This window comes from Methylomonas montana (assembly GCF_030490285.1).
GTDB lineage: Bacteria > Pseudomonadota > Gammaproteobacteria > Methylococcales > Methylomonadaceae > Methylomonas > Methylomonas montana.
The window spans coordinates 1998075-2017035 of record NZ_CP129884.1 but is presented as its reverse complement, the minus strand read 5'-3'; the positions used below and the strand labels follow the sequence as shown (position 1 = coordinate 2017035).

Annotated in this window: 15 protein-coding genes; 4 read left to right on the top strand and 11 right to left on the bottom strand. The window is 51.2% G+C overall.

Going from position 1 to position 18961, the window contains the following annotated elements; all coding sequences use genetic code 11:
- Nucleotides 1-8: 8 nt before the first annotated feature.
- Both QZJ86_RS09365 and QZJ86_RS09360 read right to left on the bottom strand, forming a co-directional pair.
- Complete coding sequence (locus QZJ86_RS09365; protein ID WP_301938422.1) at nt 9-2123, bottom strand: protein-disulfide reductase DsbD family protein; 2115 nt, start codon at nt 2121-2123, stop codon at nt 9-11.
- A gap of 389 nt (nt 2124-2512) precedes the next feature.
- Nucleotides 2513-3256 (bottom strand): DUF4405 domain-containing protein, encoded by a 744-nt coding sequence (locus QZJ86_RS09360; protein ID WP_301938420.1) that lies wholly within the window; start codon nt 3254-3256, stop codon nt 2513-2515.
- Between the two features lie 897 nt (nt 3257-4153).
- Here QZJ86_RS09360 and mutS point away from each other — a divergent pair.
- From mutS to QZJ86_RS09340, 4 genes are all read left to right on the top strand, one after another.
- The gene (mutS, locus tag QZJ86_RS09355) at nt 4154-6754 is read left to right on the top strand and encodes a DNA mismatch repair protein MutS (protein WP_301938419.1); all 2601 of its coding nucleotides are present in this window, start codon (nt 4154-4156) and stop codon (nt 6752-6754) included.
- 259 nt (nt 6755-7013) lie between these two features.
- Nucleotides 7014-9293: a CHASE2 domain-containing protein gene (locus tag QZJ86_RS09350; RefSeq protein ID WP_301938417.1), complete on the top strand. Its 2280-nt coding sequence runs from the start codon at nt 7014-7016 to the stop codon at nt 9291-9293.
- 123 nt (nt 9294-9416) lie between these two features.
- The gene (locus tag QZJ86_RS09345) at nt 9417-9863 is read left to right on the top strand and encodes a FecR family protein (protein ID WP_301938415.1); all 447 of its coding nucleotides are present in this window, start codon (nt 9417-9419) and stop codon (nt 9861-9863) included.
- A 14-nt stretch (nt 9864-9877) separates the two neighbouring features.
- On the top strand, nt 9878-10465 hold the full coding sequence (locus QZJ86_RS09340; protein WP_301938413.1) for an OmpA family protein: 588 nt from the start codon (nt 9878-9880) through the stop codon (nt 10463-10465).
- A gap of 47 nt (nt 10466-10512) precedes the next feature.
- Here QZJ86_RS09340 and QZJ86_RS09335 read toward each other — a convergent pair whose 3' ends face one another.
- The 9 genes from QZJ86_RS09335 to rpsB all read right to left on the bottom strand — a co-directional run bounded on the left by QZJ86_RS09335 (nt 10513) and on the right by rpsB (nt 18690).
- Entirely contained in the window at nt 10513-11223 is a 711-nt protein-coding gene (locus tag QZJ86_RS09335) for a DsbC family protein (RefSeq protein WP_301938410.1), read from the bottom strand.
- Nucleotides 11224-11285: 62 nt separating this feature from the next.
- Nucleotides 11286-12650, bottom strand: coding sequence for an RIP metalloprotease RseP (rseP, locus tag QZJ86_RS09330; protein WP_301938408.1), 1365 nt, complete (start codon nt 12648-12650; stop codon nt 11286-11288).
- Nucleotides 12651-12653: 3 nt separating this feature from the next.
- Nucleotides 12654-13838, bottom strand: coding sequence for a 1-deoxy-D-xylulose-5-phosphate reductoisomerase (gene ispC, locus QZJ86_RS09325; RefSeq protein ID WP_301938406.1), 1185 nt, complete (start codon nt 13836-13838; stop codon nt 12654-12656).
- A complete protein-coding gene (locus tag QZJ86_RS09320) occupies nt 13835-14758 on the bottom strand; it encodes a phosphatidate cytidylyltransferase (RefSeq protein ID WP_301938404.1) in 924 nt (307 codons plus the stop codon). The genes ispC and QZJ86_RS09320 overlap by 4 nt, the downstream gene beginning before the upstream one ends.
- Before the next feature lie 43 nt (nt 14759-14801).
- The gene (locus QZJ86_RS09315) at nt 14802-15566 is read right to left on the bottom strand and encodes an isoprenyl transferase (protein ID WP_301938402.1); all 765 of its coding nucleotides are present in this window, start codon (nt 15564-15566) and stop codon (nt 14802-14804) included.
- Between the two features lie 12 nt (nt 15567-15578).
- Nucleotides 15579-16136, bottom strand: a complete 558-nt coding sequence (gene frr / locus QZJ86_RS09310; protein WP_301938401.1) for a ribosome recycling factor — start codon at nt 16134-16136, stop codon at nt 15579-15581.
- Nucleotides 16137-16140: 4 nt separating this feature from the next.
- Nucleotides 16141-16860 carry a UMP kinase gene (gene pyrH / locus QZJ86_RS09305; protein WP_301938400.1) on the bottom strand — a complete coding sequence of 240 codons (720 nt, stop codon included), beginning with the start codon at nt 16858-16860 and terminating at the stop codon, nt 16141-16143.
- A gap of 85 nt (nt 16861-16945) precedes the next feature.
- Nucleotides 16946-17824, bottom strand: coding sequence for a translation elongation factor Ts (gene tsf, locus QZJ86_RS09300; protein WP_301938398.1), 879 nt, complete (start codon nt 17822-17824; stop codon nt 16946-16948).
- Nucleotides 17825-17946: 122 nt separating this feature from the next.
- A complete protein-coding gene (gene rpsB / locus QZJ86_RS09295; protein ID WP_301938397.1) occupies nt 17947-18690 on the bottom strand; it encodes a 30S ribosomal protein S2 in 744 nt (247 codons plus the stop codon).
- Nucleotides 18691-18961: the final 271 nt, after the last annotated feature.

Below are 18961 nucleotides of genomic sequence, written 5' to 3'. Positions count from 1 at the left end.
GTTTGATTTTAAAGTTTGGCGGCACCTTTTACGGCGTCGATGACGATGTCCGGCGTCAGGATTTGCGGCAACACCGCCGCAGTCTGCGCGCCGGGCGCGAAATACAAATACAGGGGCACGCCGCTGCGGCCGTATTCGGCCAGCACACCGGCGATTGCCGGGTCGCGGTTGGTCCAGTCACCTTTCAGATAAACCACGCCTGCCTCGCGAAAGGCGCTCAACACCGCGTCGCGGCTCAGCGCCACCTGCTCGTTGACCAGACAACTGATGCACCAGTCGGCGGTCAGGTTGACGAACACCGGTTTGCCTTCGGCACGCAATCGGCGTAATTCATCTGGACTATAGGCTTGCCAATGCTCGTCACTGGCATTGCTTGTCTGGGAGGTAAGGGCTGGGGTGTCAACGGCAAAATAGCCACCGCCGACCGCCAAAGCCAATAGCAAACCGGCGCTGGCCCCGCCCAAGCGGCGCCTGCCATCGCTTGAATACCGGCTGATTTGATACAACCAAGCCGCAAAGCCGATTGCCACACAGCCGCCCAAGGCCCCGGCCACTGCGGCAGGCCCTGCTTGACGCGCCAACACCCAAATCAACCAGGCTGCCGCCGCATACATCGGAAACGCCAGGCCTTGCTTCAGATGCTCCATCCACAAGCCCGGCTTGGGCAGGCGGCGTTGCAGAGCCGGCCAATGGCACAGCAGCCAGTAAGGTAAGGCCAAGCCGGCGCCCAAGCTTAAAAATACCGCCAGCATCACCAAGGCCGGCTGGCTCAAGGCAAAGCCAATCGCCGCACCCATGAACGGCGCGGTACACGGCGTCGCCACCACGGCCGCCAACGCGCCGGTAAAAAAACTGCCAGAATAGCCGGAACGGGCCGCCAAACCCGAACCGATGCCGGCGACCGAGGCGCCGATGGTAAACACGCCGGACAAGCTCAAACCAACCGCAAACATCACATACGCCACCGCCAATACGAACAGCGGCGATTGAAATTGAAAGCCCCAACCAATGCTGGCGCCACCGGCCTTTAACGCCATCAGCAAGCCGGCAAGACCGGCAAAACTGACTAAAATCCCCGCCGCGTAAGCCCAACCGTGCAAGCGGGTTTGCCAGCGATGATGACCGGCTTGCTGCAACACCGCCAAAGCTTTGATCGACAATACTGGAAACACGCAAGGCATCAAATTTAAAACCAGGCCGCCGGCCAGCGCCAGCAATAAGGCTGTCGGCAAAGCCAGATTGGCGGCCACCGGCACAGATGCTGATGGTTTTACGATTCCCGGCCATACCGCGCTGACCCGATAACCGCGCGCGGCACCATCGGCTCCAATAGCCAACACGCCGTTCAAAGTCTGGCCAGGCTCTAACGGCTGATCACCGGGCTTTAAGCGCAATTCGATAGCATTTTCGGAAAACTTCGCCGTTTGTTCGGCGCCATGCGAAATTGGGCCCCACTGTTCGGGATAGAACAAAATGGCCTGGTTTTGCGTTGCCGGCAGACCATCGCCTCTCACTCGCAAGACCAGCCTCGCCGCATCTTCGTCTAGTGTGGCCTTCCAGGGTAAATCAGCCGGCAAACTGGCTTTGGCCGCTTCAACCAACGGACTTCCCGGCTCGACAGCAACGCCCTTCGCCACCACCGGCAGCCGCAGCGCCAATTCGACTTGCTGCGGGATACAGGTCAGCTCGCAGACCAACCATTTAACCTTGGCATTGATCGGCAACTCCGAACCCAACTCAGCATCGTCCGCTACCCGCAGCGTCGACAATAAAGTCACCGCATCGTGATAACCGTAATTGACCACCGGCCCCAGCACAATTTTGCTGGGCGTCGGCCATTGAATCTCGGCCACCGATGAACCGGGCGGCAACTGGTATTGAATCTTGGTGGCCAAACCGGAATCGCCTGGATTTTTCCAATAGGTATGCCAGTGCGGAATGATCTGCTGGTGTACACCGATCAGGATTTCGTCGCCCGGGTGCACAGCGGCGGCCGAGGCAATCAAACTGGCCCGTACCTGTTCCGTACCAGCTTCCGCTCCTGGTTCAGCCAGCGTTTGCAGCGAAGCAAACGTCAGCGCGAAAAACAGCGCAAGGTGAGTAAATTTATGATGGATCAACACTTAAACCTCTCAAAAGCCCAGCGTTGCCGTTTGAACGAAGCGACGGCGCCGCCTCAGTAGGCAACAAATCAACACAGCAGTTTCCATGCCGTCAATCACAGCCAGAAGAGTTTAGGTTTGGAAACAAAATATAGATAGCCGCTATCATCGATGCTGCCAGCCGCCAACAACGCCGGCCGCAGCAACATATGTCTGGCTCTTCATACCCGCGGCCTTTGCAATCTTCCATCCTGTATTGTCAGATACACCCCACCAACAAACCCTGCTGATTCTCCAACACAAGTCAGGGCGAAACAGGCTTTAAATCGGAGAGGCCGAGTTTTCAAATTTTGATACCTAAATCCGCCAAGATGATCAGAATGGAAATAGCTCTAACAAAAACTTTCTAGTCATTTCGCCCCTTGGTCAATCCAGGTTTTGATACGTGATACTGCCGAGTCGGAGAGTTTATGGCTTTCAGCCATCGCCATATTGGCACGCCCCCCCGAAATGATAGCGATTAAAGGACTTTCGCTGCTCTGGCCGGGCAGTACTAAAGAGGGGCCACTGCCATTTTTAAAGAAATCTTCAAATTTATCGACCCGAAAACCGGCATAGTGTTTCTGTGGACCATGGCAGTCAAGACAGTTCGTTGCAAAAATCGGGTATACATCGTCCCATACCAGCGATTTAACGTGATACGCACTTGACTCAGCATTGGCTAAATCAAGCTTCGGTGTATCGTTTTGGTCTTTAACTGACATAGACGAACAAACGGGCTGAGACATTTCTTTAACATCCCTTTGGGCAAGCCAGCCGAAAGCAATACATAGACCTATAAAAACACCAAGAGTCCAAATCGCGCTACGCACTAGCGAAGGTTGCGAGGTTTTAATCAGGCGACAACGCTTGCCGATAACAGTGACGATCCAGTTCCAGTGAAGTGCCAAATGGATAACCAGTACAGCCAAAAGTCCCAGGCTGATCCAGAAATGAATATCGCCCCACTGGTGCCGGCTCAAGCGCCATAAGGTCAGCGTTTTGTTACTACCAGGCGGCAACGGAAACCTCAACAAATAACCGGTTGCAATCATTCCTAAGAACAGCAGCGTTGCAACCAAATCGATGATGATATTGACCAGTGTACGATTCATGACTAATCACCTCAGCAGATAGCGGAATATGGAGAGCCTGCCTAGGATTAGGGAGGTGTTGACGCACTACCCATACATCTCAAGTTGGATGTTACACGCCCAAGTTAGCATCAAACAGGACCGTGTGTATGAATTGTGGCGCATAATCCAGCCCTTGCCTCCGCAATACGCCAACGAAAGCACGCAAGTGATTTTTCGAGGCTTAGCAAGTTTTAATAGGTTGTGTCTGCGTCAGGTTATTCGAGGCTTTGATCGCGGCAACCAATTCCATGATGTCCTTTTCCTCGATCGTTGCGCCCCCACAACCAGGCCAAATACTCATCACAAAACACGCTTACCGTGCAGGCGTTTTCTGTTTCTTTGCTTCTTGCTTATTTAATTAAGCTTTTGCCTCTAATTTTGCTTGCTTTGCAGCTAATGCAGGATCACTACCAGAATCACGCTGGTTTTTCAAAGCCTCCCAAGCGACAATAGCCACTGGAAATGACATAGACGGCCAATGGCCAATTGACACCTGCCTGTCCATCAACAGTACTTCTATATCGATAAAACCGAGTTCTCGCCTTTGCCATGGCAGACAAACGCAGTCCGGGAATCATCAAAAGCCATATGCTGTCCTGGTAGCAAAGCTTTAGCTATGGCCTTTGAATTGCATTTTAGTATAGGTTTTTCGTGGCGAGCGATGGCTCGAATATAACCTGAAAAACCAACACTAAAACCTATAGGGAACCTCTAAAAACTCCTTCTCCCCCTGTACCCGTAAGGGCATAAAGGAGAAGGAGGTTATTTTGATTTTTAGAGATTCCCTATACTAAAAGGGAAAGTGCTGATAAATGTCGATAATGTTACCCCCAACAGAAAACAAAAAAATATTACTTATGTATCGGCTGCTTACAAATGAATAACCAGAATATACAAGGCACCAAGCAAGACGAGAAAACGCAACACACCCCGATGATGACGCAATATTTGCGTATCAAGTCCCAACAGCCAGAAACCCTGCTTTTCTACCGCATGGGCGATTTTTACGAGCTGTTTTTCGACGATGCCAGAAAGGCCGCGCAACTGCTCGACATCACGCTGACCGCGCGCGGCCATTCCGGCGGCCAGCCCATTCCGATGGCCGGCATTCCTTATCACGCCGCCGAAAACTACATCGCCCGGCTATTGAAGCAAGGCGAGTCGATCGCGATTTGCGAACAAATCGGCGACCCTTCCAAATCCAAAGGGCCTGTGGATCGCAAGGTGGTGCGCATCGTCACGCCGGGCACGGTCACCGACGAGGCCTTGCTGGAAGATCGCAAGGACAATCTGCTGGTGGCGCTGGCGATGTTCGACAAATACTACGGGGTAGCCTGTCTGGATCTGGGCAGCGGCAAATTCGTGCTGCAACAATTGAAAAGCGAAACCCAGTTGCTCAGCGAGATCGAACGCCTGAATCCGGCCGAATTATTGTACAGCGAAGACCAGGCCTTACCGCCCGGCGTCAAGGAACGCAAAGGTTTATGCCGGCGGCCGCCGTGGCATTTCGATCTGGACAGTTGCCGCCAGCTGATTCTGAAACAATTCAACTGCCACGATCTGAAAGGTTACGGCTGCGAACATCTGCCGGCGGCGATTTGCGCGGCGGGCTGTCTGCTGCAATACGTGCGCGACACCCAGCAAAGCGCCCTGCCGCACATCCAGGGCATCAGCGTCGAAAACTGCGACGACAGCATCAGCCTGGATGCCGCCAGCCGCCGCAATCTGGAGCTGGACAGCCATCCCAGCGGCCAGCTGCAATACACCTTGCTGGGCGTGCTGGACAAGACCGCGACCGCGATGGGCAGCCGTTGTCTGCGGCGTTGGATACACCGGCCGTTGCGCGCTCACGGCATCATCAACGGCCGTTACGCCTGCGTCGCCAGTTTGCTGGAGAATCAACTCTATCGCGATTTACAAACCAGCCTGCGCCAAGTCGGCGATATCGAGCGCATCAGCTCACGCATCGCCCTAAAGTCCGCCCGCCCCCGCGACCTGCTGGTATTGCGCCACACCTTGGCGACCTTGCCGGCTTTACAAACCCAGCTGTCCGACAGCGATAACCCGCACCTGGAAAACCTGCGCTCGCAACTGCGCGAACAACCGCAATTGTTGGCACTGCTGCAAAAGGCCATCATCGACAATCCACCGGTACTGATCCGCGACGGCGGCGTCATCGCCCCCGGCTATCATCCGGAGCTGGACGAGTTGCGTAACCTCAGCCAGAACGCCGACCAGTTCCTGATCGACATGGAGCAGCGCGAACGCGCCAGCACCGGCATCGCCACGCTGAAGGTCAATTACAACCGGGTACATGGCTATTACATCGAGATCTCCAACGCCCAGGCCGACAAGGTGCCGGTGCATTACACCCGTAAACAAACCCTGAAAGGCGCGGAGCGTTACATCACCCCGGAACTGAAATCCTTCGAAGATAAGGTGCTCAGCGCCAGGGAAAAATCGCTGTCCTTCGAGAAAGCCTTGTACGATCAATTGCTGGATACGCTCAGCGATGCCTTGATCGACTTGCAACATTGCGCCAATGCGCTGGCCGAATTGGATGTACTGGTGAATTTTTCAGAACGCGCCGACACGCTGAATCTGGCGCAACCGCTGCTGGATCAACAACCCGGCATAGACATCGTCGGCGGCCGGCATCTGGTGGTGGAAGCCTTGTCCAGCATCCCCTTCGTCGCCAACGATCTGAATTTCTCCGCCGAGCGGCGGATGCTGGTGATTACCGGCCCCAACATGGGCGGTAAATCGACTTACATGCGCCAGGCCGCGTTGATCGTGCTGTTGGCGCATATCGGTTGTTACGTGCCGGCCCAGTCTCTGCGCTGCGGCCCGATAGACAAGATTTTCACCCGCATTGGCGCCTCCGACGATTTGGCCAGCGGCCGCTCCACATTCATGGTGGAGATGTCGGAGACTGCCAATATTCTGCATAACGCCACCAGCAACAGCCTGATATTGATGGACGAAATCGGCCGCGGCACCAGCACTTTCGACGGCCTGTCGCTGGCCTGGGCCTGCGCCGATTATCTGGCCCGGCATACTCAGGCCTTCACGCTGTTCGCGACGCATTATTTCGAGCTGACCACGCTGGCCGAAGAACAAGAAAACATTCATAACATCCATCTGGATGCGATGGAGCACGGCGACAAGATCGTGTTTCTGCATGCGGTAAAGGACGGCCCAGCCAATCAGAGTTACGGCCTACAGGTCGCGGCTCTGGCGGGCGTGCCGCAAAGCGTGATCGCCAATGCCAAAAACAAGCTGGCCCAGCTGGAAAATACCGCGTATATCGAGCAGCAAAGCCATCAGGAAATCAATCAATTCGATCTATTCACCAGTCAGGAATGCCATCCGGCGGTGGTATTACTGGAAGAACTCGATCCCGATCATTTAAGCCCAAGGCAAGCTTTGGACACTTTGTATCGATTAAAAGCCCTGTTAAAGTCTAAAAAACGTTGATAGCCAGAGCTCGCATCGTATGCGCGTAGCCAATGATTGATTTAGATTATCCCCTACAAGCGATCGGCAATTGGATATGCCATATGTATAGCCATTTCCGCCCATAATATCCGAACCTGCCGCTTGCTAGCGACACTCGATAAAACAACGTTTCCCTGTGCGAGTCACCCACTCGCCAAGGAATAATCTTTAGAAATTTACTGTTATCGATTGTCGCAACCACTATACTTTCCAACGCATTCCACTTAAAAACAGACTCATGGCGAAACGCCACCTTGAAAAATCATTGATCGTCCTGTTACTGGTATTGTTGGCGATTGTCCTGAGCTATACCGACGCACTGTGGCGATTCGATCGTTGGATTTACGACGTCCAACTCAAACTGCTGGCCACGCCCGCTTCGCAGGAGATAGTGATCGTCGAAGTCGATCAAAAAAGCCTGCAACAGTTTGGCCGCTGGCCCTGGCCACGAGACATTCACGCCCGCCTGCTGGAAACGCTTCAGCCGGCCAATCCTCGCGCTATTGCACTGGATTTCATTTTCTCGGAAGCCGATCAACAGCATCCAGAGTCAGATGCGCGATTGGGACGAGCGTTGGCTAGCGGTAAACCGGTGGTCTTGCCGGTGATTGTCGAATATAACGGCAATGTATTGGTACAAACACTACCCTTGCCCGAATATACCGAACACGCAGTGTTGGGACACGCTAACACCGATTTGGATAAGGACGGCATCAGCAGAAGCATTTTATTGCAACTGGCTGTTGGCAATTCTCGGTGGCCAGCCATGCCGCTAGCCATTTACGCATTGCGTCATCCGGAGATACTCGCCGCCTTGCCTGGCCTACGTTTCAATGCGCCAAACGACGGACTACTCGGCGATTATCGAGTGTGGTTGCCGTTTTTCGATCCCAGTACCGATTTTACAAGAGTATCTTATGCGGATGTGTTGTCGGGGGTTGTTCCTAATCAATTCTTTGAAAATAAATATGTATTGGTCGGTTTAACCGCCAGCGGCATAGAACGCGACTTACCGGCGCCGTTGGCAATCGGTAATCGGCCGATGACCGGCGTAGACTTTATCGCGGCAGGCTTGGACGGTTTATTAAAACAGACGCTATGGCAACCACTGCCGTGGATATGGCAATTCTTACTCAGCTTGACACTTGCCGGGGCAGCCATTAAGACTAGCACCGTGTTTTCCCCACGCTGGTTACCGTTGTCGGTGCTGCTATTGTCCATGATGATTTTGTTGTTCTGCCTGGTTTTACTGCATACCAGCCATTATTGGTTTGCGCCGTCAGCCTCGCTGGCGGTGTTAGTAGCCAGTTACCCATTACGCAGTTGGAGACATTTTGAAAAACTGATCCAATCGCTATTCGCGGAACGAAAACGTGCGTATATCACCTTGAATGCGATTGTCGATGGCGTCATCACGACAACGAGCGACGGCAGGATTGAATATATGAATGCCGCCGCGCTGAATATCATAAGCAGTAAACTATCCAAGGCTGCCACTCAGCATATCGACAATATTTTCAACGTGGAAATCGACGGCAACACCCATAAACTGAGCGAGCTGATCCAACAAAGTATCGGCAATCATGGGCCGTTGGAATTCAATCATTGCCGACTCTCGAGTTCCGACCAGCATCTGATGAATGCCAATTTGATCATTTCTCCGCTGTTTGGCAAAAAAGGCCGACCGATCGGCTCGGTATTGACCATCAACGATATTGGCGAACGAATGATCATGGCGAAAATGCTCTTGCAAAAAGCCCAAGAGCAGACCGTGATGCGAGAACTGATCAACCGCACCGAACAAGTCAGTTTGGCCAAAAGTCAGTTCCTGTCGCAAATGAGTCACGAGCTGCGAACACCGCTGAATGCCATCATCGGCTTCTCCCAACTCATGCAAATAGACGACCCTGAACATCCGCTAGCCGAAACACATTTGGATTCGGTCAATGAAATCCACAAAGCCGGCCTGCACTTACTGGGCCTTATCGATGAGCTGTTAGATTTAGCCAGAATAGAGTCCGGCAAAATCAGTTTAAATATCGCCAGCATCGCCTTAACCGAATTGATAAGTGATTGTCAGACCCTCGTTGCGCCGCTGGCACAAAACAAAGGCTTGCAGTTAATCGTGCAAAATCCGCTGTCCCCCCAATTTTTACTAAAAGTCGATCCCAAGCGGGCCAAGCAAATTTTATTGAATTTCCTATCCAATGCCGTGAAATACAACCGCCCTAATGGCAGCATCAGTTTGACCACCAGCCAGGTCGGCGGCAACAGAGTGCGTATTGCCGTCACCGATACTGGCCAGGGCTTAGCCGAACAAGAACAGCAGTTGTTGTTCCGATCATTTGAAAGACTGGGCGCCGATCACACTGATATCGAGGGAACCGGCATCGGTCTGGCAATTACCAAACAGCTGGCGGAATTGATGCACGGCAATGTCGGCGTTAGCAGTACGCCCGGCGTCGGCAGCACGTTTTGGGTCGAGTTAATGCTTGATGGCGAAGCCAATCTGAGTTAGTTCAAGCGTCCGCCGATTACCAGACAATCCCTTTATCTTGTCTATACTTAGCTGCCAAACTTCAATGACGCAAGCTAGATTGCGGATTCCAATCTCTCAAAACCAATGTTTGTCGAGGCCATCATGAAACATTTTTTCGCATTCTCGGGCGTGGGATTAGCCCTCTTGATACCCATCCCTTCAGCCGCGGACGACGCGGTAATCGGCTATATCAAAACCATCACCGATCAAACCACGATAGTCGAAAGTGGAAACCCGGTAAAAGCCAGCTTGGGATCGCCGGTGCATGCCGGCAACGTCATTAAAACCGACGAAAATGGCGCGACCGGACTAACCTTAAAAGACAATACCGTTTTGTCCATCGGGCCTAATACCGAGTTAAAAATTGAGGCTTATCAATTCGAGCCGCAACAGGACAAATTACTACTAAACGCCAGCTTGTTGAAAGGCACGCTACACTACATTTCCGGCGTCATCGCCAAACTCAGACCGGAAGCCGTTACGGTCAAAACCCCAACCGGGGTAATTGCGGTGAGAGGCACGCGTTTTTTAGTTAAAGTTGAAGAATAAGCCGAGTATTTGCCATGAGAATGACTACATCCAAAACCCTAGCACTCGCCATTAGCTTGGCCTTATCCGGCTGCGCCAAATCCTACCTAGTCTTGTTAGAAGATCACGACGGTTCGACCGGCAAAGTGACTTTTAGCGGTGCCAACAGCGATACTGTCATCGACCAGGCCGGCTACGGTACGGCGTTAGACAACTCCAAAACAGTTTTCAAAGTCGAGCAGCAACAGATCAACAAAGATTTTGGCAAAGCCTTGGCCTCGGAGCCGGCCATACCGGAGATCTTTTTATTGTATTTTGAAACCGGTGGCACTCAGCTAACCGCTGAATCGCAAGCCTTGATCCCCAAAATCATCGAAACCGCCGGTAAGCACCCAGCCGCCGATATCGCGGTGATCGGCCACACCGATACCGTGGGCGATGCGGGCAAAAACGAAAAACTCGCCAATGAACGAGCCGTGCAAGTCAGCCGTTTATTCGATCCGAGCAAGCTGGACGTCAAGGAAATCGCGGTAACCTCGCACGGCGAGAAGAATTTGCTGATTAAGACCGCTGATGAAATCGCAGAACCGAAGAACCGCCGAGTAGAAGTAACAATCCGTTAACTAACAGATAAATCAGGCGGCTCGGATTCCAAGCCGCCTGTTCGCCATTATTCGTTAGCCAGAACTTTCGCCAGTTGGGGAGCCGGCACATAGCCAGGCAGGATATTACCTTTTTGGGTAACGATCATCGGCGTGCCGTTCATGCCAAATTCTTCACCCAAGGCCATATGCTCGTCGACCGGATTTTCGCAGGTTTTGGATTCCAGCGTTTCGCCTTTCTTCGAGGCAGTCAAAGCTTTTTGCCTATCAGCAGCACACCAGACCGAAACGGCTTTCTTGTAGGAATCAGAACCCTTACCGGCTCTAGGGAAGAACATATAACGCACGGTAATACCTTGCGCCAGATATTGATCGATTTCCGAATGCAATTTACGGCAATAACCGCAATCGATATCGGTGAAAATCGAAACCATGTATTTACTGGTAGCCGGTTTGAACACGATCATTTTCGGCTCGCCCACCTTATCCAAGGCTACTTTACGGACATCGGCCAGCTTGGTTTCAGTAATGTTTTTCTTGGCTACCGCGTCGAATAATTGGCCTTGCAACAGATATTTGCCATCTTCCGAAGCATAGAAAATATTGCTGCCCATCGTCACTTCGTACAAGCCCTGGATTTCGGCGGGTTTAATCGAATCGACTTTCCCTCCCGGCATAAAGTCGCTCAAAGCTTTTTTAATGGCGGCTTCATCGGCAAACAATGCAGGACTTATGAAAGCCAATACCGTCAACGCCAGGATATGTGTGATTTTTTTCATGCTATTACCAGGAAGATTTGAAAGGAATGCGGTTGACCATAAAGCCACTGCTTTGTTCAGCCTTATTGAAATAATCTGTCGATATCCAGGAACATCGCCAACGCCATCAGCAGCATTAATAACAACATGCCGGCTTGCTGGAAATACAGTTGCATTTTTTCCGGAATCGGGCTGCCTTTAATGGCTTCAATCGCAAAAAACAGCAAATGGCCGCCGTCTAAAACCGGAACCGGCAATAAATTCAACACCCCTAGACTGACGCTGACCAAACCCAGAAACTTCAAAAACGCCGTTAACCCCATGTCCGCCGATTGACCGGCGTATTGAGCGATACTGATCGGACCGCTCAAATTATTGACCGACGCGGAACCGACCAGCATTTTGCCCATCATTTTCAAGGTGGTGACCGCGTAAAACCAGACTCTTTGTCCGGCCACCGGCAGCGCATCCCACGGCGATAAGGCATGTTTGACCAGCATCGCATCCAGCATTTCTTTCGGCGCATCGACACCGGCGCCTATTTTACCGACCGCTTTGCCATCGCTTTGCTGTTCCTTGCGCGGAGTAATGCTTAAGGGTAGTTGAGCACCATTGCGCTCCAGCAATAATTTAATTTCGACATCCGGCCTGGCTTGCACATAATCCACCCATTGTTGCCAATCGCTAATCGCAGCACCGTCGGCACTGACGATTAAGTCCCCACTTTGTAAACCGGCCTGTTTAGCGACACCATCTTCCAACAGTTTGCCAATAATCGGTTTGATGGTCGGCATCCAGGGTTTCAAGCCTAAACGCTTGTGCAGCGTTTCCGGCGTTTGCACGTCTTGTTCGGATAGTTGGATCAAGCGGATTTGCTGACTATCGTCGATAGCCTTGGTCAGCACCCGGATTTCGTACTCGCCATCGATCGCTAACGACAGCAGCGTATCCAAGGCCGCGATCCAAGTCGGCGTAACAGTGTCGTTAACGCTAAGAATTTCATCGCCTTTCACGAATCCGGCCTGTTCGGCCAACGATCCGGTTTCCACGCCGCCCACCAGCGGTTTAACGCCAACCTCGCCGATCACCAATACCGACCAAAACAAAACCACCGCCAACAATAAATTGAAAACCGGCCCCGCCGCAACGACGGCGGTCCTGGACAGCAATGGCTGCCGGTTAAAGGCGTAAGGTAAATCTTCGGGATTAACGGCCTCTTCGCGCTCGTCGACCATTTTCACATAGCCGCCCAAGGGGATAGCAGCCACGACGAACTCGGTATCGTTGGGCGTTTTCTGCCAAGTCCACAATGGCTTACCAAAACCGATGGAAAACCGGATCACTTTGACGCCTACCTTGCGTGCCACCCAAAAATGGCCAAATTCATGAAACGCCACCAACACTGCGATGGCGACGATGAAATAAAACAAGGTGTGCAAAGTGTCCATCAATTAATGTTTGAGTTGAGCTATTACTACTTGGGCAACGTCACGGGCTTGCTGGTCAGCCTCGAGAACATGTTCCAACGTATCGGCGCTATCGGCTTTGAATTGGGCCATGGTCCGTTCGATGATTTTGGCAATATCGGTAAAGCGCACCTGCTCGTTCAAAAACGCTTCCACGGCGATTTCGTTGGCTGCGTTCAAAACGGTCGGCATGATGCCGCCGGCTTTGATGGCTTCGTAGGCCAATCTTAGGCAAGGAAAGCGCTGCAAATCAGGCTGCTCGAAGTCCATATGCTTGACTTCGAATATATTCAACGGCGCAACACCGGAGTCGAAACGCTCCGGCCACGCCATCGCATAAGCAATCGGCGTGCGCATATCGGGGTTACCCATTTGCGCCAACACCGAGCCGTCGACATAATCGACCATGGAGTGAATGATACTTTGCGGATGAATCACCACCTGGATCTGATCCGGGTCCATGTTGAACAACAGACAGGCTTCGATCAACTCCAAGCCCTTGTTCATCATCGTCGCGGAATCGACCGAAATCTTCCGGCCCATATCCCATTTCGGGTGCGCTACTGCTTGCTCGGGAGTGACTGTATCCAGATCGGCTATCGGCGTTTGCCGAAACGGGCCGCCAGATGCGGTCAACAAAATGCGTCTGGCCTGTTTGGCGCTATGCCCAGTGGCATAACCGGCCGGCATGCATTGAAAAATTGCGTTGTGTTCGCTATCGATAGGCAGCAGCGTAGCGCCGTTCTCGGCGACGGCTTGCATAAAAATTTGCCCGGACATGACCAAGGCTTCCTTGTTAGCCAACAATACCGTTTTGCCGGCTTTCGCCGCCGCTAAAGTCGGCAATAAACCGGCGGCGCCGACGATAGCCGCCATCACCGCATCGACATTGTCCAAGGTGGCGACTTGAGTCAAGGCTTCGGCACCCGCCAATACTTTCGTATCGGCAATCGGCGAACCGGCAATCTTGTCGATGAACGCTTGGGCGTTGTCCGGATTAGCGATTACCGCGTATTCCGGACGATGCGACAGACATTGTTCGTAAAGTGCGTCGATATTACCATTGGCCGTTAACGCCACCACCTTGTATTGGTCGGGATGGCGAGCCACCACGTCCAGCGTGCTAACACCGATAGAGCCTGTTGCTCCCAGTATGCAAATACCTTTCATGCGTAAAAAACCCTACCAATCAGCAAAATGCCGGCATAGAAAAATGGGGCGGCAGCGATGATGCTATCGACTCGGTCCAATATGCCGCCGTGACCAGGCAATAAGTTGCCGCTGTCCTTCACGCCTTTTCTGCGTTTGATCAGACTGAAAAACAAATCGCCGTATATGGAAATCAACACCGTCATGACTGACAAAATCAGCATATCGGTCCATACCAGCCCGTTCAAAAATCTTAACATTCCTGATTGCGCCTCTTCAGACTCAACCGCGGTCAACCAGCCGTACACGGTAAAACCAATGCCGCAAATCGCCGCCGCGGCCAATGCACCATACATACCTTGCACGGTTTTACCGGGGCTGATTTCCGGGGCCAATTTATCTTTGCCCCATTTTTTGCCGGCAAAAAACGCCGAAATATCGGCGGCCCAAATCAGCAACAAGAAATACATCACCATGCCGGGACCATAATAGGCTCTTAATTTGCTGAGAAACATCCAGGCACCAAGCAATATTAGCCAACCGCTAAATACTTTAAAGCCCGGTTTAAATTCCATGCTTAATAACTGCGGGCCGGTTTTTCTGATCAACATCATCATAATTACCCAGAACAACACCGGCGCGATCACAAACCATTCCAGCGCGTCGGAATAGTCCTTAATTTCCGGCCATTCCATCGCTTCGCTCAATAGCTCTAGCAATACCGTCCAATAGGTGACACCCAGCATCGGTATAATCAGAGCCAACAAAAACAATATCTTACTACCTAGCTTGGTCACATCAGTCAACGCCATCCACTCGAAGGCGGCTACCAGGGCAATGACAGCGATAAATAGGGAGAAATAAAGAGTCGGTAGTTGTAGTACTGCCGTGATGACCACCGCAGCCAATACCAGCGCGGTTAAAATACGTTGTAATAACATGTGTTTTGATTTTTAATTAATTATTATGGTTATAGAAAAATCCCTAGAGAACTCTGTTATCGATTACTTGTTCACCGGTGTGTCCGAAGCGTCTTTGCCGACCTTTAAAACTATTAATGGCTATTTCCAACGCATCCTGATCGAAATCCGGCCATAACGCATCGGTAAAATAAAACTCAGTATAAGCCAGTTGCCATAACAGAAAATTGCTGATGCGTTCCTCTCCACCCGAACGGATAAACAGATCCGGTTCAGGCAGCTCGGCGGTCACCAGATGTTGGGTAATCAGCTGTTCGGAAATGGCTTGTTCCTCAATGTCGCCACTACGAATCCCGGCGACGATTTTCCGCAAGGCCTGAGTTATATCCCATCGCCCGCCGTAATTAGCGGCAATCAGCAACGTTAAACCGGTATTATGTTCAGTTTGGGCTTCGGCCGTGGCGATTTTTTGTTGCAATTTATCTGGAAAAGCACTTTTATCGCCGATAATTTTCAGTCGGATATTGTTTTTATCGAGTTTATCGACCTCGGACTGCAAGGTGGTCATGAACAGTTCCATCAACAAACTAACTTCGTCCTGAGGCCGGCGCCAATTTTCGCTGCTAAACGCGAACAGCGACAACACCTCGATATTTTGCTTGGCACAATATTCGACAATCTTTCTGACAGCCTTGACGCCGGCATAATGCCCCATAACTCTGGGCATCAACCGTTTCTGCGCCCAACGGCCATTGCCATCCATAATAATGGCAATATGCCGCGGATTACGATTATTCACGGCCGGTTTATCGTTAACAACAGCAGTCATTTAGCCTCTCGATTACATGGAAAGCAAATCGGCTTCTTTTTCTTCAAGATGCTTTTCGACTTCCTTTATGTATTGATCGGTGAGTTTTTGAATCTTTTCTTCGGCCTGACGGGCATCGTCCTCGGAAATCAATTTCTCTTTCAAGGCATCCTTAATCGCGGCATTGGCGTCGCGGCGAATATTGCGAATTGCTACCCGGCCTTGTTCGGCTTCGTTTTTGACGATTTTAACCAAATCCCGACGACGCTCTTCGGTCAATGCTGGCAAGGGTAAGCGAATTACCGTGCCTTGTGTAGCGGGATTTAAGCCCAAACCGGAAGACATGATGGCTTTTTCAATGGCTTGCACCATGCTTTTTTCCCAAGGCACGACTTTCAAGGTACGAGCATCTTCGACGGAAACGTTGGCAACCTGCGATAACGGCGATTCGTTGCCGTAATAAGTGACGCTGATTTGATCCAGCAAGCTGGGATGGGCCCGTCCGGTTCTAATCTTGGTAAACGCTTTTTGCAACGCTTCGATACTTTTCACCATTCGCGTCGCGGCATCTTGTTGAATATCGCTGATCATTCTGTTAATTCCTCTCGATTAGGGAGCCTATATCTTCACCGCGCATCAAGCGCATAATCGCTCCCGGCTCAAATACGTTCATTACCCGCATGGGCAGGTTATTATCCCGGCACAACACTAATGCCGTGGTATCCATTACGTTTAGGCGTTGATCGATGGCTTCGTCGTAGGTTAAGTGCGGATAAAACACCGCATCGGCGACTTTGTTGGGATCGGCCGAATAAACGCCCTTGACTTTAGTAGCCTTGATCATCAATTCGGCATCGATTTCAATTGCGCGCAGACTAGCGGCGGTGTCCGTGGTAAAAAACGGGTTGCCGGTGCCGGCGGCAAAAATAGCCACCCTACCCTTCTCCAGATGCCTGACGGCGCGTCGACGGATATAGTCTTCGCAAACCTGATTAATTTTTAGGGCTGTCATGACCCTAACCGGTTGCCCCAGATATTCCAAAGCATCTTGCATGGCCAGCGCGTTAATCACCGTCGCCAGCATACCCATCTGATCGCCGGTGACCCGATTCAGGCCTTCCGAAGCCTTCTCGCCGCCGCGCAAAATGTTGCCACCACCGATGACCAGACCGACTTGGATACCTGCGTCGCATAAGTCTTTCACTTCTTGAGCCAAGCGTTGGACTATCTCGGGATCGATACTGCCGCCCCGCTCGCTCATCAGTGCTTCGCCGCTCAATTTAAGTAAAATTCTCTGACAAATCAATTGACTCATAATCAAATATCCACCGTAAACATGGGTTAAAAGCAACGAAATCGACATAAATAAACCCGGTTACCCGGGTTTATTCCAAGGATTTTTAGCCTCGTACTTGCGCCATTACTTCGGCGGCAAAGTCTTCTTCTTTCTTCTCGATGCCTTCGCCAACTTCGAAACGGGCGAAACGCACAACGGAATTGCCTTTGGATGCCAGTAATTTACCGACCGTAACGCTGTCGTCCTTGATAAAAGGTTGGCCCAACAAGGTCACTTCCGCCAGGAATTTATTAATGCGACCGCCGATCATTTTTTCAACGATTTCGGCCGGTTTGCCGCTTTCCAATGCTTGCGCGGCAAAAATTTCTTTTTCCTTGGCAATGACATCGGCCGATACTTGGTCGTCGGAAACGTATTCAGGCTTGGCAGCTGCCACATGCATTGCGACGTCTTTGCCTAAAGCCGGATCGTTTTTCGCCAACTCGACGATCACGCCGATTTTACTGCCGTGCAGATAGCTGGCTTGGCCGCCTTCTGCTGTCGTGTATTTAACAAAGCGTCTGACGGTAATGTTCTCACCCAATTTAGCAATCAATGCACGGCGAGTTTCATCAATGCTGCTGCCGCTTGGCAGAACGACAGCATTCAATTGTTCATCGTTTTCAACATTGGCAGTCAACAAAGCGTTGGTAATATCGTTAACAAAGCCAGTAAAATCGTCACCCTTGGCCACGAAATCAGTCTCGCAGTTGACGTCTACCATGACAACGGTTTTAGCATCATCGGAGACTTTAGCGCCAATCACACCTTCCGCCGCGATCCGGCCGGATTTTTTATCGGCTTTCGCCAGACCAGCTTTACGCATGTTCTCAATGGCCAGTTCCATGTCGCCATTAGCTTCGACCAAGGCTTTCTTGCACTCCATCATGCCCGAGCCGGTACGCTCACGCAATTCCTTGACCATCGCCGCACTAATACTCATCGTTTTTTCCTCAAATTTTATTAACTAAAAAAACGCCTCACAGAGGAGGCGTTTAAAAGACAGTCTGTTCTGAATACGCGATTCAGCGGCGCTCAACCGCATCGGTTGAGCGCTTTTAATACTTACGCTTCCGTTACGACTTCTTCTACAAAATCGTCGGCTTTGGCTGAAGCATCCATACGCAGTGCTTTGGCTTCCAACACAGCGGCTGAAGCGCTTTGGCAATACAAAGTCACGGCACGGATAGAATCGTCATTGCCCGGAATCACGTAATCAATTTTTTCAGGTGAATTGTTGGAATCCACTACGCCTACGACAGGAATGCCCAATTTTTTGGCTTCCATGATGGCATTTTTTTCATAGCCTACATCCAACACGAAAATCGCATCCGGTGTGCCGCGCATATCCTTAATACCGCCCAAGCTACGCTCAAGCTTTTCCAATTCGCGTTCCATGCCCAACGCTTCTTTTTTGCTGAAACGTTGATATAAGGTACCATCGGTTTTCATCGCTTCCAGTTCTTTCAAACGATTGATGGACTTTTTGATGGTTTTGAAGTTGGTCAACATACCGCCCAACCAACGATGGTTGACATAAGGCATGCCACAACGTTTTGCTTCTTCGGCCACCGTTTTGCGCGCGGCTTTTTTGGTGCCGACAAACAGGATGGTACCTTTATTCGCGGTCATTTGACCGAGGTAGTTCATCGCATCGTTAAACAATGGAAGGGTTTGTTCCAAGTCGATGATATGGATTTTATTGCGGGCTCCAAACAAATATGAAGCCATTTTTGGGTTCCAGTAACGGGTTTGATGTCCAAAGTGAACACCCGCTTCCAGCATTTGACGCATTGACACTGCTGCCATTTACTTCTCCTAAAATTGCCGAATAATTCGGCGTTGGGTTACGCCTCCACCCGCCCCGATCAGTGACCGAAAATCCGAAACGAATTTTCAGCACCCCACCGACCGTGTCGACAAGTGTGAGTATTGGTTACATAGTGAACTTCACTTTATACCATGATTACAATTTCACAACAACTTCAAGTCTGATAGACTCCCGATAACAGCATGCCCGGAAAAACGTTTTATCTAGCCTTATTACGGTTTTTTGCTCGCTCCGATCCTAACAATTAGC

Excerpts from the sequence above, each read along its gene's own strand:
- QZJ86_RS09335 (WP_301938410.1), bottom strand. The coding sequence starts at position 11,223 with ATGAAAAAAATCACACATATCCTGGCGTTGACGGTATTGGCTTTCATA.
- QZJ86_RS09345 (WP_301938415.1), top strand. The coding sequence starts at position 9,417 with ATGAAACATTTTTTCGCATTCTCGGGCGTGGGATTAGCCCTCTTGATA.
- ispC (WP_301938406.1), bottom strand. The coding sequence starts at position 13,838 with ATGAAAGGTATTTGCATACTGGGAGCAACAGGCTCTATCGGTGTTAGC.
- QZJ86_RS09350 (WP_301938417.1), top strand. The coding sequence starts at position 7,014 with ATGGCGAAACGCCACCTTGAAAAATCATTGATCGTCCTGTTACTGGTA.
- QZJ86_RS09315 (WP_301938402.1), bottom strand. The coding sequence starts at position 15,566 with ATGACTGCTGTTGTTAACGATAAACCGGCCGTGAATAATCGTAATCCG.
- frr (WP_301938401.1), bottom strand. The coding sequence starts at position 16,136 with ATGATCAGCGATATTCAACAAGATGCCGCGACGCGAATGGTGAAAAGT.
- rpsB (WP_301938397.1), bottom strand. The coding sequence starts at position 18,690 with ATGGCAGCAGTGTCAATGCGTCAAATGCTGGAAGCGGGTGTTCACTTT.
- rseP (WP_301938408.1), bottom strand. The coding sequence starts at position 12,650 with ATGGACACTTTGCACACCTTGTTTTATTTCATCGTCGCCATCGCAGTG.
- tsf (WP_301938398.1), bottom strand. The coding sequence starts at position 17,824 with ATGAGTATTAGTGCGGCGATGGTCAAGGAATTGCGTGAGCGTACCGGC.
- QZJ86_RS09320 (WP_301938404.1), bottom strand. The coding sequence starts at position 14,758 with ATGTTATTACAACGTATTTTAACCGCGCTGGTATTGGCTGCGGTGGTC.
- QZJ86_RS09340 (WP_301938413.1), top strand. The coding sequence starts at position 9,878 with ATGAGAATGACTACATCCAAAACCCTAGCACTCGCCATTAGCTTGGCC.
- QZJ86_RS09360 (WP_301938420.1), bottom strand. The coding sequence starts at position 3,256 with ATGAATCGTACACTGGTCAATATCATCATCGATTTGGTTGCAACGCTG.
- mutS (WP_301938419.1), top strand. The coding sequence starts at position 4,154 with ATGAATAACCAGAATATACAAGGCACCAAGCAAGACGAGAAAACGCAA.
- pyrH (WP_301938400.1), bottom strand. The coding sequence starts at position 16,860 with ATGAGTCAATTGATTTGTCAGAGAATTTTACTTAAATTGAGCGGCGAA.